This is a genomic window from Geodermatophilus sp. SYSU D00879, from assembly GCF_054050375.1.
This window is the reverse complement of the sequence record NZ_JBJGZF010000020.1, coordinates 46,823-61,181: the sequence shown is the minus strand read 5'-3', so window position 1 is coordinate 61,181 and position 14,359 is coordinate 46,823. Positions and strand designations below refer to the sequence as shown.

Sequence of the window (14,359 nt, the reverse complement as noted above, 5' to 3'; positions counted from 1 at the left end):
CCCCCCCCCCCCCCCCCCCCCCCCCCCCCCCCCCCCCCCCCCCCCCCCCCCCCCCCCCCCCCCCCCCCCCCCCCCCCCCCCACGGGGAGTCCGGGCCGCCGCCGTCCTCGCCGGACGGGGGAGGCGGGGGAGCGCCGCCGTCGCCGTCACCGTCCGGGGGAGGCGGCGGGTCGTCGTCCTCGGGGCGGCTGTCCTCGAGCGCCTGCTCGAGCGTGTCGTCGTCGAGGCCGGGCGCGTCGAACGGGTTGCGACGCCGGCGGTGGGGGAGGGCCAGCCGGGCGGCGACCCGGACGTCGTCCTCGGTGACGGCGTCGCGGCCGGACCAGGCGGCGTGCGCGATCGCGGTGCGCGCGGTGACCAGGTCGGCGCGCAGCCCGTCGACGTCGAAGGCGGCGCAGACGGCGGTGACCTGGCGCAGCGCGTCGTCGGAGAGGACGACGTGCGGCAGGCGGGCGCGGGCGCCGGCGATCCGGGCGGCCAGCTCCGCCTCCTCGGCCTCCCAGGCCGCGGCGAACCCGGCGGGGTCGGCGTCGTAGGCGAACCGGCGGCGGACCACCTCGGCGCGCTCGGCCGGGTCCCGCGGCGCGGCGACCTCCACGGTGAGCCCGAACCGGTCGAGCAGCTGCGGGCGCAGCTCGCCCTCCTCGGGGTTCATCGTCCCGACCAGCAGGAAGCGCGCCGCGTGCCGCACCGAGACGCCCTCGCGCTCGACGTAGGCGGTGCCCATCGCGGCGGCGTCGAGGAGCAGGTCGACGAGGTGGTCGTGCAGCAGGTTGACCTCGTCGACGTAGAGCACGCCCCGGTGCGCGGCGGCCAGCAGGCCCGGCTCGAAGGCCTTCACGCCCTCGGTGAGCGCCCGCTCGAGGTCCAGCGACCCGACGACGCGGTCCTCCGACGCGCCCACCGGCAGCTCGACCAGCCGGGCCGGGCGGGTCTGCGCCGGCGCCGCGGGCTCGTGCGGGCCGTCGGGGCAGGCCGGGTCGGGGGCGGCGGGGTCGCAGGCGAACCGGCAGCCGGGCACGACGGCGACCGGCGGGAGGACGGCGGCCAGCGCGCGCACCGTCGTCGACTTGGCCGTGCCCTTCTCGCCGCGCACCAGCACGCCGCCGATGGCCGGCGAGACCGCGTTGAGCAGCAGGGCCAGGCGCATGTCGTCCATCCCGACGACGGCGCCGAAGGGGTAGGTCATGCGGCACGTGTCCTCTCCCCGGGTGTCCACGCCCGGAGGTGGCAGGGACGACGGCGGGAGTCTCCTGGCTCCCGGATCTGCGCCCGGCCCCGGCCTTCCCGGCCCCTCGCGGGACCAGTGGCCTCAGGTGGGGTCGGACTCCCCGGTCACAGTGGCGGGACCGCGCCGGACTCGCACCGGGCTTCCTCCACTGCCGTCGCTGTGGCCCGGTCATGGAACCACGCGATCCGGCAGGGCGGGAGGCCGGGCGGTGACTTGACGGATCGGAAAGAGACGGTCCACGCTTTCCGGCATGGAAAACGACGCCATCGACCGCGACACCGCCGCCGCGCAGCTCGCCGTGCTGCGGGCCGACCGGGAGGCGCTGGCCGACCGCGTCCTGCAGCCGTGGTGGTACGACGTCGCGCTCGGCCTGCTGCTGTTCGCCTTCCTCGCGAGCTACGCCCTCGACTCGCTGTGGGTGACCTTCCCGGTGCTGGTCCTGTTCGCCGCCGGCCTGCGCGCGCTGGTGGCGGCCTACCGGCGGATCACCGGGGTCTGGGTCAACACGCCGCCCCGGGTGGCGGCCGCCTGGGGCGCGGTCGTCCTGGTCGTCCTCGTGCCGGCGTTCGTGCTGGCGGAGGGGTACGACCGGCACTGGGTGATGGTGGTGGCCGGCGCGGTGCTGGGCGTCGCGGCCGGCGTGCTCAGCCGGGTGTGGGGCCGCCGGTGGGTGGCCGGGCTGCGGAGCGGGCTGTGACCGCGGTCGCGCCGCACTTCGACGCGGTCATCCACCCGCCGCCGCGGCTGCAGATCTGCGGGCTGCTCGCCGCCGTCGACACGATGGAGTTCGCCACCGTGCGCGACCGGGTCGGCGTGAGCGACTCGGTGCTGTCCAAGCACGTCAAGCAGCTGGAGGAGGCCGGGTACGTGGAGGTCAGCAAGGCGACAGTCGCGTCCCGCCAGCGCACCAGCCTGTCGCTGACCCGGACCGGGCGCCGCGCCTTCGAGGCGCACGTCGCCGAGCTGCGCCGCATCGCCGGTCTGTGAGGGCGCGCCGCACCGACCCCCGCGCGCTCGCCGACGCCGCCCTCGTCCTCGCCGGCGCCGCGGCGGCCGGGTGGCTGCTGGCCCGCGTCGGCGTCCCGTCGGCCGCGCTGTTCGGCGGGCTGCTCGCCGGCCTGGTGCGCGGCCTGGCCGGGCGCACGCCGCTCGACGTCCCGCGGCCCGCGGCAGCCACGGCACAGGCGGTCGTCGGCATCTCCATCGGCGCGCTGGTCGACCCCGACACCCTGGCCGCCATCGGCGAGGACTGGGCGCCGGTCCTCCTGGTCACCCTCGCCACGCTGCTGCTCACCGTCGGCGCCGGGCTGCTGCTGCGCCGCCAGCCCGGGATCAGCCCGGTGACCGGGGCGTTCGCGATGATCGCCGGCGGCGCGTCGGGCATCACGGCGATGGCCCGCGACCTCGGCGCCGACGACCGGATGGTCGCCGTCCTGCAGTACCTGCGGGTGCTGCTCATCGTCGTCGCGATGCCGGTCGTGGCGACCACGGTCTACGGCGCGGACCCCGGCGCCGGGGGCGCGGTCACCGTGGAGGCCGGGCCCGGCTGGCCCGCCGGGCTGCTGTTCACCGCCGCCTGCGGCGTGGTCGGCGCGGTGCTGGCCCGGCTGGTGCACCTGCCGGTGCCGTCGCTGCTCGGGCCGCTGCTGGTGGCCGCCGCCGCCGACCTCGGCGGGCTCTCCGGCGGCGCCACCGTGCCCGGCCCGGTCGAGGCCGCGGCGTTCGTGCTCATCGGCCTGCAGGTGGGGTTGCGGTTCACCGTCGCGAGCCTGCGCACCGTGGGCCGGGCGCTGCTGCCGGCGCTGGCGGTGATCGTCGGCCTCGTCGTCGCGTGCGCCGGGCTGGGCGTCGTCCTCTCGGCGGCCACCGGCGTCAGCGAGCTCGACGCCTACCTCGCGACGACGCCCGGCGGCCTCTACGCCGTCCTCGCCACGGCCACCGGCACCGGCGCGGACGCGACCTTCGTGCTCGCCGTCCAGGTGCTGCGGCTGTTCGTGATGCTGCTCGCGGCGCCGCTCATCGCCCGCAGGCTGCGCCGCCGGCCGTCCTGACCGGTGGCACCGCACGCCTACCCTCGACCGGGTGAGCCGTGCGCCGGAGGAGGAGAGCGAGCTGTCCGACGTGGAGACTGCCGTCGTGGACGCCACCGCCGACGAGCAGGACGCCGTCCTGCTGTTCGTGGGCGGCCCCCTCGACGGGCGGGTGGAGGTCCGCGCCGCCCGGCACGGCGCGCCGCTGCCCACGGTCACCCACGTGCACCTGCACGGCGGACCGAAGGTCGTCTCGCGCTACGACCTGCAGCCCCTGCCCGGCCGGGCCGGCGTCTACCACCTGCGGCAGCGAGAGCCCCAGCCGCGCCGCGGCGACTGACCCGCGCTCACCAGCCCTGCGTGCGCCGGGCGGCGTCGACCACCCGGTCGAACAGCGCCCGGTCCAGCGCCGCGCCCTCCCGCCGCACCCGCGCCGGGTCCAGGGTCAGCAGCCGGTCCAGCCGCACCTCGCTCGGCCGGCCCCGCCCGTCCCAGGCGCCGGTGCCGACGTCCATCCAGCTGCGCCCGTACCGGGCCTCGTCGGCGGCGTCGCGGTCGTGGTCCTTGCTGGTCAGCATCAGGCCGAGCAGGTCCTCGCCGCGGCGGCCGATGACCAGCACCGGGCGGTCCTTGCCCCGGCCGTCGCCCTCGTCGAAGGGCACCCAGGCCCAGACGACCTCGCCCGGGTCGGGCCGGCCGTCGGCCCGCGGCCGGTAGCCGACGTCGATCCCCGCCGGCGGGGCGGCGGCCGGCGGCGCCGGGGCCGGGCGGCGCGCGGCGCGGCGGGCCGACGGCGCGGCGACGGTGCGCACGAGCGAGCGGACGGCGGCCACGAGGCGGCGCGGGCGGTCCATGGACGGGAACCGTACGGAGGTGCCAGCGGACACGCCGTCCCGTCTGCCTCGTTCGTCACACCGGTACCAATCCGCCCCGGTTCCGGTTACAGCGGGTCGATCGCGGGCACCATTGCGTCACGGGACGCCAGCACCGCGTCCCGGGAGAGGGGGGCTCCCATGACCTCGGCCCAGCCTGTGATCCCCGCAGTCGCGCTGTCGCGGGAACCGCGCGCCAGCGTGCTCGCCGCGTTCCAGCTCGTCGAGGACGCCCGGTACCTCGGCACCGAGCGCAGACCCCGGCGCAACCGGGTCCGCCGCGTGGCCCGGCGCACGGTCACCACCCGGCGCCTGGCCCGCGACCTGCCCGTCTAGGCCCTCAGGTCACGCAGAACTCGTTGCCCTCCGGGTCGGCCATCGTCACCCAGGAGAACGGGCCCTGCGACGCCCGCCAGAGCTCGGTGGCGCCCATCCCGAGCAGCCGCGCCACCTCGGCCTCGCGCCGCTCGTCGCCCACCCGCAGGTCCAGGTGCACGCGGTTCTTGACCGTCTTCGCCTCGGGCACGGCCTGGAACAGCACGCGCGGCCGGCCGGGGTCCGGCGAGGTGATCGCCGCGCCGGCGGCCCACACCAGCGCGCCGCGGTGCGTCGTCGTCTGGTCCTCGCTCGCGTGCCCGGCCTCCACCGCGCGCCGGATGACCGCCTCGTCCTGCGGCTCCACCCGCCAGCCCAGCGCCTCGGCCCACCAGTCGGCGAGCGCGTGCGGCTCGGCGGCGTCGATCGTCACCTGGAACTCGGTCGCCATGGCCGCAGCCTGGCAGGACGCGGTGACAGGACGGTCAGAGCTCCAGGGCGAGGTCCGCGCGGATGGTGGCGTCGTCGGGGAGCGGGGTCTCCAGCCCGCAGTGGTCGCGGATCATCGTGCCGAACGGCGGCAGGGCGCCGCGGTCGATCCGGCGCGCCGGGTCCCACAGCCCCGAGCGCATGACCGCCTTGGCGCAGTGCAGGTAGGCGCGCTGCACGGTCACGACCATGACCGAGCGCGGCTCCCGGCCGAACTCGGTGAGGTCGAGGGCGAGGGCGTCGGCGGGCAGCAGCCCGGCGGTGCCGAAGACCTTGAGCGTCTCCTCGAGGCCGGGCACGAAGAACAGCAGCGCCACCCGCGGGTTGACCGCCACCTTGCGCAGGCTGTCGAGCCGGTTGTTGCCCTGCCGGTCGGGCAGCACCAGCCGGTGCTCGTCGAGCACCTTGACGAAGCCAGGGTCGCCGCCGCGCGGGGAGACCTCCGGCCAGCCGTCGGCGTCGGCGGTCGAGAGGGTGAGGAACGGCGACAGCCCGATCAGGGTCCGGCAGTGGACGTCGAGGTGGTCGATCTCCTTGTCCAGCACCAGCTGCGAGGGCGGGCGGTAGGAGGCGAGGACCGGGTCGGGCTGCACGCGACGACGGTAGCCCCCGCTAGCGTCGCGCCGTGCCGGTCACGTGGAGCTCCCCGGTCCGTTTCGTCGAGTGCGACCAGCAGGGCGTCGTCTTCAACGCGCACTACCTCGTCTGGGCCGACGAGGCCTCCACCGCGTGGTGGGCGTCGATCGGGCTGCCGTGGGACGAGCTGGCGCCGCGGGTGGACCCGGTGGTCAAGGCCAGCACGCTCGAGTGGTCGTCGTCGGCCGGCTGGGGCGACACGGTCGAGGTCGACGCGCAGGCCGAGCGGCTGGGGCGCACGAGCGTGACCGTGCGGTTCACCGTGCGCGTGGCGGAGCGGGTCTGCTGCGTCGTCCGCAACACCTACGTCGCGCGCGCCGGCGGGGAGTCCGTGCCGTGGCCCGACGACGTCCGGGAGCGTCTCGAGGCCGCGCTCAGCGCGGGCTGAGCCGGGGAACGGGTCCCGGGAGCGGCCTCTACCGGGCACGCCCGCCGCAGCGCATGCCGGGCTCCGGGGCACGGCGCCTCTCGACTCCCGGCGCCGGGAGCGGGACCATGCACGCCCGGAGGAGCCAGAGCGAGGACGCGGCATGGACGAGAGCACCCCGCCGCCGCTGACGATCGTGCGACCGGGCCAGGGGCGGGTGGTGGACCTCCCGGACGGCGTGGGTGTCGCGTTCAAGCTGTGGGGGGAGGACACCCACGGATCGATCGCGGTGGTCGAGCACCCATTCGCGGTCGGTGCGTACGTGTCCGCCCACCTGCACACGCGCGAGGACGAGTACTCGATCGTCACCGAGGGGGAGATCGGCTTCCGCTCGGGAGACCGCGAGGTGGTGCTGGGCCCCGGGGGCTACATCACCAAGCCCCGCGGGGAGTTGCACGCCATGTGGAACGCCGGCTCGGTGCCCGCGCGGATGATCGAGATCATCAGCCCGGCCGGGTTCGAGCGCTTCTTCCGTGACGTCGCCGACCTCGCGGATGCCGGCGAGACCGACGTCGCGAGGTTCCTCGCGCTCGCGGACGAGTACGGCCTCCAGGTGGCCGATCCCGACTGGCAGGCCGACGTGATCCGGCGCTACGGCCTCACCCCGCCGTCCTGGTGACCGGTCCCCACCCTCCGCACGCCGCTGCCGGACTCAGCGCGGGCCGAGCGCGTCCCCGGGCGGCAGCACCGGCAGGTCCGCCGGCGGGCCCTCCTCGAGCAGCCGCCACAGCGCGTCGGTGTCGGCGTGCTCGGCCACCAGGTCGCCGAGCGCGTCCAGCCGCTGCTCGCGGACCGCGGCGAAGGACGTCTCCGGCGCCGGCGTGAACCGGCGGCCGGTCGCCCGGGCGACCTCGGCGAGGAAGGCGCGGCGGAACCCGTCGTTCTCCAGCGCCCCGTGCCAGGTGGTGCCCCACACCGACCCAGCCCGGCCGCCGTCGAGGAACGGCTCGGCCCCGTCCCCGTAGGTGACGACGCCGTGGTGGATCTCGTAGCCGTGCACGGGGTGGCCCAGGGCCTCCCCGGACGGGCGGCCCAGCGTCTTCTCCCGCGCGAACCGGACGTCGGCCGGCAGCAGCCCCAGCCCGGGCACGGTGCCCGCCCGCGACTCGACGTCGTCGGTGATGGTGCGGGCGAGCATCTGGTGCCCGCCGCAGATGCCGAGCACCGGCCGGCCCTCGGCGGCGCGGCGGGCCACCGCGTCGGCCAGCCCGGTCGCGCGCAGCCAGGCGAGGTCGGACACCGTCGCGCGGCTGCCGGGCAGCACCAGCAGGTCGGCGTCGGCGGCCTCCTCGGGGCGGGTGACGAACCGGACGAGGACGCCGGGCTCGGCGGCCAGCGCGTCGACGTCGGTGGAGTTGGACAGCCGGGGCAGCCGGGCGACGGCCACCCGCAGCACCTCCTCGCCGTGCGGCGGCCCGGCGGCGAGGACGCCGGTGGGGATGCCGAGGGAGTCCTCGACGTCCAGCGCCGCGCCGGGCAGCCAGGGCAGGACGCCGAGCGTCGGCCGGCCGGTGAGCGCGGTGAGCTGCTCGAGACCGGGCCGCAGCAGCCGGACGTCGCCGCGGAACTTGTTGACCAGGAACCCGGCGACCAGCCGCTGGTCGGCCGGCGGCATGAGCGCGACGGTGCCGTAGAGGGCGGGGAAGACCCCGCCGCGGTCGATGTCGCCGACGACGACCACCGGCAGCCCCGCGGCGGTGGCCAGGCCCATGTTGGCGATGTCGTCGGCGCGCAGGTTGATCTCCGTGGGGGAGCCGGCCCCCTCGCACACGACGACGTCGAAGCGCGACCGCAGGTCGGCCAGGCAGGCCAGCGCCTGCTCCAGCAGCGCCGCCTTCATCGGCCGGTAGGACAGCGCGGTGACGTCGGCGACCGGCCGGCCGAGCACCACGACCTGGCTGGCGTCCTCGCCGCCGGGCTTGAGCAGCACCGGGTTCATCGCCGCCTCGGGCTCCACCCGCGCCGCTGCGGCCTGCATGACCTGCGCCCGCCCGATCTCGGCGCCGTCCGCGGTGACCACCGAGTTGTTGCTCATGTTCTGCGCCTTGAACGGCGCCACCCGCACGCCCTGCCGGGCCAGCCAGCGGCAGATGCCGGCGGTGACGACGGACTTGCCGGCGTCCGACGTCGTCCCGGCGACCAGCAGCGCCCCGCTCACGCGGCCGGGCGCGGGCTGCCCCAGCCCGCCTTCTCCTGCCCGGACATCCCGGCGATCGTCTCCATGATCCGGTCGGTGACCTCGCGGCGGGCCCGGCCGTTGCCCGCCCGGCCGGCGTGCTCGGGGAAGGTCATCGGCTCGCCGAACTCGATCGAGAACCGGTGCGGCCGCGGCCAGCGGGCGCCGACCGGCTGGACCCGGTCGGTGCCGGTGACGGCCACCGGCACCACCGGGCAGCCGGCGGTGAGCGCCAGCCACGCGACGCCGGTCTTGCCGCGCGCGAGCCGGCCGTCGCGGGAGCGGGTGCCCTCGGGGTAGATGCCGAAGCCCTCACCGGCGCGCAGCACGCCGAGGGCGGTGTCCAGCGCCTCCTGCGCCGCGCGGGAGGCCTTCCGCTCCACGGGCATCGCGCCCAGCGCGGTGAACAGCGTGCGGGTGAACCAGCCGCCCGGGCCGCGGCCGGTGAAGTACTCGTCCTTGGCCAGGTAGCGGACCCGGCGCGGTGCCGACAGGGGGATGACCATGCTGTCGATGAACGACAGGTGGTTGCTGGCGATGATGAACGCGCCGGTGGCCGGCACGTGCTGCCGCCCGGTGACCCGCGGCCGGAACACGACCCGGAACAGCGGCCGCAGCAGGAACCGCGCGAGCAGGTAGAACACGCCGTCCGCCCCCTCCCAGGGACCGGGCCGGCGTCTGCCCGCCGGCCCGGACCCGGGCATCCTCCCCCGACGCCCGCGCGGTCCGGGAGGCAGGGCCGCGCGGGCGGGGCGGGGGTCAGCGCTCGACGTGTCCCTGGGGTGGGCAGGCGTCGCGCAGGATCGCGCGCACCTCGGGCGCCAGGGGCCGCGCCCCCGAGGCGGAGGCGACGAGGTCGAGGGCGACGTCGCGGACCTTGCGGTGGACGTGGCTGGAGATGTGCGCCAGCAGGTCGAAGGCCACCTGGTCGCCGCACCCGGTGAGCAGCATGAGCACGCCCTTGGCCTGCTCGATCGGCGCCCGGCTGGCCATCGCCGTGCGCAGCTGGGCCACCTCGGTCTCCAGCGCCGCGACCTGCTCCTCGGCCGACGGCACCGCCGGCCGCGGGGCCTCGACCATCAGGCCCTCGACCGCGACCACCCGGCCGTCGTCGTCCGTCCGCGGCTCGCCGAGGAAGACGACGGGCCGGTGGCCCTCGCCGGAGCGCAGCCGGACCTCCAGGCAGAAGGCCTGCCCGGTGACCGCCGCGGAGAGCGCGTCGATGGTGCGTGCCCGGTCGTCGGGGTGCTGAGCGGCCACGAGCACCTCGGTGGAGGGACCGGGACCGTCGTCGGCGAGGCCGTGCAGGGCGGCCATCTCGGCCGACCACCACCAGTCCCCGGTGGCGCGGTCGTAGCGCCAGCGGCCGGCGACGGGGGTGCGCCGCGCGGGCAACGGCGGAGGAGCGGGGGGACGGGGGAGGGACGGGGCCGTCGTCCGGCCGGCCGGTGGGTGGTGTCTGGAGGTGACACGCGACTGCGTCGACGTCATGGCGGGCTCCGAGGGGACGCGCCGGGCGCGAGGCCCGGCGAGAGCGCCGCGCAGCCGGCTGTTCGACCATCTGCGGATCGCCGGGGGAGAGCCCGGCCGCTCGGGGACCTCCATGACGGTAGTCCCCCGGGACCGGGGGCGCACGGCCGTCGGACGGCACCGGTCCGGTACGTGTCACACGACCGTGAGGGGCCGCGCCGGGTGTCGCACCACCGGATCGCGGCGCAGTGCGGCGTCGACGGCGGCGAGGGTCGCGACGGCGCTGCGCAGGTCCGCCGCGGGGAGCGTGAAGGGCACCCGCAGGTGGTCGTCGAAGGCGGTGCCGGTGCCGAACGCGCGGCCCTCGGCCAGCAGCAGCCCGAGCGGGGCGGCGGCGGCCGCCAGCGCGGCGGAGCTGGTGCCCGGCGGGAGCGCGCACCAGACCGACAGGCCGCCGCGCGGGAGCGTCGCGGTCCACGCCGGCAGGCGGGCCGCCAGCTCGGCCAGCAGCACCTCCCGGCGCTCGCGCAGCAGCGCCCGCCGCTGGTCGAGGACAGCGTCGAGGTCCCGCACCAGGGTCGCCGCGGCGAGCTGGTCGACCAGGCCCACCGAGAGCTGGCGGCGGCCGAGCGCCGCGCCGAGCGAGCCGGCGAGGGCGGCGTCGGTCCGCAGCCAGCCGACCCGCAGCCCGCCCCACACCGCCTTGGACAGCCCGCCGACGGTGATCGTCGCGGCGTCGGGCAGGCCCGCGGCGTACGGGGGCAGCGGCCCGTCGTCGAGGTGCAGCTCCGCGGTGACCTCGTCGACGACGGTCAGCACGCCCTGCTGCCACAGCGTCGCGGCCAGGCGGCGGCGCCCGGCGGCCGACAGCCGGGTGCCGCTGGGGTTGGAGAAGTCGGGCATGAGGAAGGCCATCCGCGGGCTGCTCTGCCGGACGGCGATGTGCGCGGCGCCGACGACCGCGTCGGGGTCGGCGGCGTCCACGGCCACCGGGACGCACCGGCCGCCGGCGGCGGTGACCAGACCCAGCGCCCCCGGGTAGGTGGGGTGCTCCACCAGCACGCGGTCGCCGGGCTGCAGCAGCGTCTCGAACACCAGCGCGGTGGCGTCCCCGGTGCCCGCGGTGACCACCACCTGCTCGGGGTCGGTGGGCAGGCCGCGGGCGGTGTAGCGGTCGGCGATCGCCGCGCGCAGCTCGAGCAGCCCGCCCGGCGCGTAGCCGTGCCCGGCGGCGACGGCGGGCAGCCGCTCCAGCGCCTCCCGGTAGGCGGGCAGCAGCTGTGGCGCCGCCTCGGGCGCGGCGTGCGCCAGGTCGAGCACGGCCGGGTCGGTGGTGGGGGCGGTCCACACCGGGTCGGCCGGGGGCGCCTCGACGACGGTGCCCGCGCCGTGCCGCGTGCTCGCGTGCCCCTCCTCGCGCAGCAGCCGGTAGGCCGAGGCGACGGTCACCCGGCTGACCGCGAGCGCCGCCGCGAGGTCGCGCTCGGCCGGGAGCCGGGTGCCCGGCGCGAGCTGCCCGAGGGCCGCCAGCTCGCGGATGCGCCGGGCCAGCGCGGCGTACCGCGGGCCCGGCAGGGCACCGAGTGGACCGACCAGGCCGGCCAGCTCGGGAGCGGTGGACTGGTCAGTGGCCGGTGGCATGCAGGCCACCATGCCGGATTGGACCGCTTCCGTCCAGGCCGGATGGTGCCACTGTCCTGTCCATGACTCCTGGCGCCGTCCTCGTCCTGCTGTTCCTGCTGGCCCTGGCCGCCCTGGCGGTGACCACGCTGGTGGTCGCCGCCCGCGGCGGCCGCGGCCCGGCCGACCCACCGGCCAGCCACCTCCGCGTCGACCCGTCCGGCTTCCCCGTGCCGCCGGCGCCGCGCGGCGCCCTGCACGGCCGCGGGCCGCGGACCCGGTCCCCTCAGCGGCCGCGGGCGGCCCTGCTCGCGACGGCGAGGGCCGCGGCGGCCAGCCACACCGCGCGCGACAGGCGCACCGCCCGCGCGACGTCGCTGCTGGCCGGCGCCGCCCCGTCGCCCAGCACCGGCCGGTCCTCCACCCGGCTGCCGTAGACGTTGCGCCCGCCCAGCCGCAGTCCCAGGGCGCCGGCCGCCGCGGCCTCGCAGCGGCCGGCGTTGGGGCTGGGGTGGGCGGCGCCGTCGCGACGCCACACCCGCAGCGCCCCGCGGGCCGACCCGCCGGCGAGCGGGGCGCAGGCGACGGTCAGCGCCGCGGTGAGCCGGGCGGGCAGCCAGTTGGCGGCGTCGTCGGCGCGGGCGGCGGCCCAGCCGAACCGGGCGTACCGCGGGGACCGGTGGCCGACCATCGCGTCGAGGGTGTTGGCCGCGCGGTAGCCCAGCAGCCCGGGCAGCCCGGCCAGCGCGCCCCACACGAGCGGCGCGACGGCGGCGTCGGAGGTGTTCTCCGCGACCGACTCGACGGTGGCCCGGGCCAGCTCGCCCTCGTCGAGGGCCGAGGGGTCCCGCCCGGCGAGCGTGGGCAGCAGCGCCCGGGCCGCGGGCAGGTCGCCGGCCTCCAGCGCGCCGGCCATCGCCGTCGCCGCCCGGCCCAGCGACGTGCCGCCCAGCACCGCCCACGTGCCGGCGGCGACGGCGGCGGTGCGCACCGCCGGCCGGCCCCGGCTGGCGCGGTCCACCGCCGCCCCCAGCCCCGCCGCGCCCGCCACGAGCACCGCCGCGTACCCCGCGCCCGCCCCGCGGGAGTCCCGCCAGACCCGCCGCTCCAGCGCCGCGGCGGCCGTGCCGAACCCGGCCACCGGGTGACGCCGCGCGGGATCGGCGAGCAGCAGGTCGGCGGCCGCGCCGAGCGCCAGGCCGAGGGCGGTGGGGACGTCTCTGCGGCGGGGGCCTCGGCGGTGGAGCACGGCGTCCATCCTCCCGACCGGGCTTCCTAGGATCGCGGCCATGCGCCTGCCCGGCCGTTACGACGGCGTCGCCCGGCCGATCGTCACCTACGGCAGCAACGAGGTGCTGCACCGCCCGACCGCCCCGGTCACCGAGTTCGACGAGCGGCTGCGCCGGCTGGTCCTCGACATGTTCGCCTCGATGCGCGAGGCCGACGGGGTGGGGCTGGCGGCCAACCAGATCGGCGTCGACGCGCGGGTGTTCGTCATCGACTGCCCGGACGCCGACGGCGAGGACGTCGTCGGCTACGCCGTGAACCCGCGGCTCACGCTGCTCGAGCCGACGGGCGACGAGCCGGCCGAGGAGGTCACCGAGGAGGGCTGCCTGTCGGTGCCCGGCCCCTACGCCGAGCTCGCCCGCGCCTTCCGCGCCCGGGTGGACGGCGTCGACGTGAAGGGGGAGCCGGTCTCCATCGAGGCCACCGGCATGGCCGCGCGCTGCCTGCAGCACGAGGTCGACCACCTCGACGGGGTCGTCTACGTGGACCGGCTGCCCGAGGAGCTGCGCGAGCGGCTGCTCGCCGAGGCCGCCGGGCCCGAGGGCGAGCTGCCGGCGTGAGCGGGGTCCAGCAGGCGGAGGCGGTGGAGGAGACCGCGGCGACCCCGATCGTCGTCGTCGGGATCGGCGCGGACGGCTGGGACGGGCTGGCGCCGACGTCGCGGGCGGAGGTCGAGCGGGCCGAGGTGCTGCTCGGCAGCTCCCGCCAGCTCGACCTGGTCCCGGCGGAGGTCCCCGCCGAGCGGGTGCCGTGGCCCTCGCCGCTCACCGAGGCGCTGCCCGGGCTGGTCGAGCAGCACGCCGGCCGCGCGCTGGTGGTGCTGGCCAGCGGCGACCCGATGCTGTCGGGCATCGGCACCACGCTGACCCGGCTGCTGGGCGCCGGCCGGGTGCGGGTGCTGCCGGCGCCGTCGTCGGTGTCGCTGGCCTGCGCGCGGCTGGGCTGGGCGGTGGAGGACACCGAGGTGGTCAGCCTGGTCGGCCGGCCGATCGAGCTGCTGCACCCGCACGTGCAGCCCGGCCGCCGGCTGCTCGTGCTCGGCTCCGACGGCGAGACGCCGGCGCAGGTCGCCGCGCTGCTGGCCGGCCGCGGCTACGGGCAGAGCCTGATCACCGTGCTCGGGGGACTCGGCGGCCCGGACGAGGAGGTGCGCACCGGCACCGCGGCCACCTGGTCGCAGCCGGCGCCGGCGCTGGTGGTCACCGCCGTCGAGTGCCGGGCCGACCGCGGCACCATGCCGCTGCCCACCACCCCCGGCCTGCCCGACGGCGCCTACGAGTCCGACGGGCAGCTGACCAAGTCGGAGGTCCGCGCGATCACCCTCGCCCGGCTGGCCGCCGTCCCCGGGCAGCTGCTGTGGGACGTCGGGGCCGGCGCCGGCTCGATCGGCATCGAGTGGATGCGCGCGCACCCGACCTGCCGCGCCGTCGCCGTCGAGGCCTCCGCCGAGCGGGCCGAGCGGATCGCCCGCAACGCCGGCCGGCTCGGCGTCCCGTACCTGCGGGTGGTGCACGGGCACGCGCCGGACGTCCTGTCCCGGCTGGGCGCCCCGGACGCGGTGTTCATCGGCGGCGGGCTCACCACGCCGCTGCTGGTGGAGACCTGCTGGGACGCGCTGCCGGTGGGCGGCCGCATGGTGGCCAACGCGGTCACGGTGGAGAGCGAGGCGGTGCTCGCCCAGTGGCACGCCCGGGTCGGCGGGGAGCTGGTGCGGGTCGAGGTGCAGCGCGCCGAGCCGGTCGGGTCGTTCACCGGCTGGAAGCCCGCGATGCCCGTGACGATCTGGTCGGTGACCCGGTGGTGAGC

General features: G+C 77.6%; 18 protein-coding genes and 1 riboswitch. Of the genes, 9 read left to right on the top strand and 9 right to left on the bottom strand.

Features of this window, described 5'->3' with window-relative positions; translation table 11 throughout:
- On the bottom strand, window positions 1-1,189 hold a 1,189-nt coding region (locus tag ACI79B_RS20410), incomplete at its 3' end, for an ATP-binding protein (protein ID WP_457000238.1).
- 58 nt (window positions 1,190-1,247) lie between these two features.
- A riboswitch (cobalamin riboswitch) is annotated at window positions 1,248-1,376 on the bottom strand.
- A gap of 105 nt (window positions 1,377-1,481) precedes the next feature.
- Between ACI79B_RS20410 and ACI79B_RS20405 the strand changes: the two genes are divergently transcribed.
- Genes ACI79B_RS20405 through ACI79B_RS20390 form a run of 4 tightly spaced genes read left to right on the top strand, consistent with a single transcriptional unit; the run spans window position 1,482 to window position 3,601 of the window.
- The gene (locus ACI79B_RS20405) at window positions 1,482-1,928 is read left to right on the top strand and encodes a hypothetical protein (protein ID WP_456929870.1); all 447 of its coding nucleotides are present in this window, start codon (window positions 1,482-1,484) and stop codon (window positions 1,926-1,928) included.
- Complete coding sequence (locus ACI79B_RS20400) at window positions 1,925-2,218, top strand: transcriptional regulator (protein ID WP_456929869.1); 294 nt, start codon at window positions 1,925-1,927, stop codon at window positions 2,216-2,218. Before ACI79B_RS20405 ends, ACI79B_RS20400 begins: the two co-directional genes overlap by 4 nt.
- On the top strand, window positions 2,215-3,282 hold the full coding sequence (locus ACI79B_RS20395) for an AbrB family transcriptional regulator (RefSeq protein WP_456929868.1): 1,068 nt from the start codon (window positions 2,215-2,217) through the stop codon (window positions 3,280-3,282). Before ACI79B_RS20400 ends, ACI79B_RS20395 begins: the two co-directional genes overlap by 4 nt.
- Before the next feature lie 31 nt (window positions 3,283-3,313).
- A complete protein-coding gene (locus ACI79B_RS20390) occupies window positions 3,314-3,601 on the top strand; it encodes a hypothetical protein (RefSeq protein ID WP_456929867.1) in 288 nt (95 codons plus the stop codon).
- Window positions 3,602-3,608: 7 nt separating this feature from the next.
- Here the strand turns inward: ACI79B_RS20390 and ACI79B_RS20385 are convergent, their stop codons facing one another.
- Window positions 3,609-4,115, bottom strand: coding sequence for a type II toxin-antitoxin system PemK/MazF family toxin (locus ACI79B_RS20385; RefSeq protein WP_456929866.1), 507 nt, complete (start codon window positions 4,113-4,115; stop codon window positions 3,609-3,611).
- Between the two features lie 159 nt (window positions 4,116-4,274).
- Between ACI79B_RS20385 and ACI79B_RS20380 the strand changes: the two genes are divergently transcribed.
- The gene (locus ACI79B_RS20380) at window positions 4,275-4,469 is read left to right on the top strand and encodes a hypothetical protein (protein ID WP_456929865.1); all 195 of its coding nucleotides are present in this window, start codon (window positions 4,275-4,277) and stop codon (window positions 4,467-4,469) included.
- Between the two features lie 4 nt (window positions 4,470-4,473).
- Here ACI79B_RS20380 and ACI79B_RS20375 read toward each other — a convergent pair whose 3' ends face one another.
- Together ACI79B_RS20375 and ACI79B_RS20370 are read right to left on the bottom strand one after the other, a co-directional pair.
- Window positions 4,474-4,899 carry a VOC family protein gene (locus ACI79B_RS20375; RefSeq protein WP_456929864.1) on the bottom strand — a complete coding sequence of 142 codons (426 nt, stop codon included), beginning with the start codon at window positions 4,897-4,899 and terminating at the stop codon, window positions 4,474-4,476.
- A gap of 34 nt (window positions 4,900-4,933) precedes the next feature.
- Window positions 4,934-5,530 carry an MSMEG_1061 family FMN-dependent PPOX-type flavoprotein gene (locus tag ACI79B_RS20370; protein ID WP_456929863.1) on the bottom strand — a complete coding sequence of 199 codons (597 nt, stop codon included), beginning with the start codon at window positions 5,528-5,530 and terminating at the stop codon, window positions 4,934-4,936.
- Between the two features lie 32 nt (window positions 5,531-5,562).
- Between ACI79B_RS20370 and ACI79B_RS20365 the strand changes: the two genes are divergently transcribed.
- Window positions 5,563-5,961: an acyl-CoA thioesterase gene (locus tag ACI79B_RS20365; protein WP_456929862.1), complete on the top strand. Its 399-nt coding sequence runs from the start codon at window positions 5,563-5,565 to the stop codon at window positions 5,959-5,961.
- Window positions 5,962-6,103: 142 nt separating this feature from the next.
- Window positions 6,104-6,619 (top strand): cupin domain-containing protein, encoded by a 516-nt coding sequence (locus ACI79B_RS20360; RefSeq protein WP_456929861.1) that lies wholly within the window; start codon window positions 6,104-6,106, stop codon window positions 6,617-6,619.
- Between the two features lie 33 nt (window positions 6,620-6,652).
- On the opposite strand, the gene ACI79B_RS20355 is transcribed toward ACI79B_RS20360, so the two are convergent.
- The 5 genes from ACI79B_RS20355 to ACI79B_RS20335 form a co-directional block, all read right to left on the bottom strand.
- A complete protein-coding gene (locus ACI79B_RS20355; RefSeq protein ID WP_456929860.1) occupies window positions 6,653-8,158 on the bottom strand; it encodes a cobyric acid synthase in 1,506 nt (501 codons plus the stop codon).
- On the bottom strand, window positions 8,155-8,820 hold the full coding sequence (locus tag ACI79B_RS20350; protein ID WP_456929859.1) for a lysophospholipid acyltransferase family protein: 666 nt from the start codon (window positions 8,818-8,820) through the stop codon (window positions 8,155-8,157). The genes ACI79B_RS20355 and ACI79B_RS20350 overlap by 4 nt, the downstream gene beginning before the upstream one ends.
- Window positions 8,821-8,935: 115 nt before the next feature.
- Complete coding sequence (locus ACI79B_RS20345; RefSeq protein ID WP_456929858.1) at window positions 8,936-9,571, bottom strand: ANTAR domain-containing protein; 636 nt, start codon at window positions 9,569-9,571, stop codon at window positions 8,936-8,938.
- Between the two features lie 270 nt (window positions 9,572-9,841).
- Window positions 9,842-11,287 (bottom strand): MocR-like transcription factor YczR, encoded by a 1,446-nt coding sequence (gene yczR / locus ACI79B_RS20340; RefSeq protein WP_456929857.1) that lies wholly within the window; start codon window positions 11,285-11,287, stop codon window positions 9,842-9,844.
- Between the two features lie 265 nt (window positions 11,288-11,552).
- Entirely contained in the window at window positions 11,553-12,515 is a 963-nt protein-coding gene (locus ACI79B_RS20335) for a cobalamin biosynthesis protein (protein WP_456929856.1), read from the bottom strand.
- A gap of 40 nt (window positions 12,516-12,555) precedes the next feature.
- Between ACI79B_RS20335 and def the strand changes: the two genes are divergently transcribed.
- Together def and cbiE are read left to right on the top strand one after the other, a co-directional pair.
- Window positions 12,556-13,113, top strand: coding sequence for a peptide deformylase (gene def, locus ACI79B_RS20330; RefSeq protein WP_456929855.1), 558 nt, complete (start codon window positions 12,556-12,558; stop codon window positions 13,111-13,113).
- Entirely contained in the window at window positions 13,110-14,357 is a 1,248-nt protein-coding gene (cbiE, locus tag ACI79B_RS20325; RefSeq protein ID WP_456929854.1) for a precorrin-6y C5,15-methyltransferase (decarboxylating) subunit CbiE, read from the top strand. The genes def and cbiE overlap by 4 nt, the downstream gene beginning before the upstream one ends.
- Window positions 14,358-14,359 lie beyond the last annotated feature (2 nt).

Excerpts from the sequence above, each read along its gene's own strand:
- ACI79B_RS20405 (WP_456929870.1), top strand. The coding sequence starts at position 1,482 with ATGGAAAACGACGCCATCGACCGCGACACCGCCGCCGCGCAGCTCGCC.
- ACI79B_RS20385 (WP_456929866.1), bottom strand. The coding sequence starts at position 4,115 with ATGGACCGCCCGCGCCGCCTCGTGGCCGCCGTCCGCTCGCTCGTGCGC.
- ACI79B_RS20380 (WP_456929865.1), top strand. The coding sequence starts at position 4,275 with ATGACCTCGGCCCAGCCTGTGATCCCCGCAGTCGCGCTGTCGCGGGAA.
- ACI79B_RS20375 (WP_456929864.1), bottom strand. The coding sequence starts at position 4,899 with ATGGCGACCGAGTTCCAGGTGACGATCGACGCCGCCGAGCCGCACGCG.
- ACI79B_RS20360 (WP_456929861.1), top strand. The coding sequence starts at position 6,104 with ATGGACGAGAGCACCCCGCCGCCGCTGACGATCGTGCGACCGGGCCAG.
- yczR (WP_456929857.1), bottom strand. The coding sequence starts at position 11,287 with ATGCCACCGGCCACTGACCAGTCCACCGCTCCCGAGCTGGCCGGCCTG.
- def (WP_456929855.1), top strand. The coding sequence starts at position 12,556 with ATGCGCCTGCCCGGCCGTTACGACGGCGTCGCCCGGCCGATCGTCACC.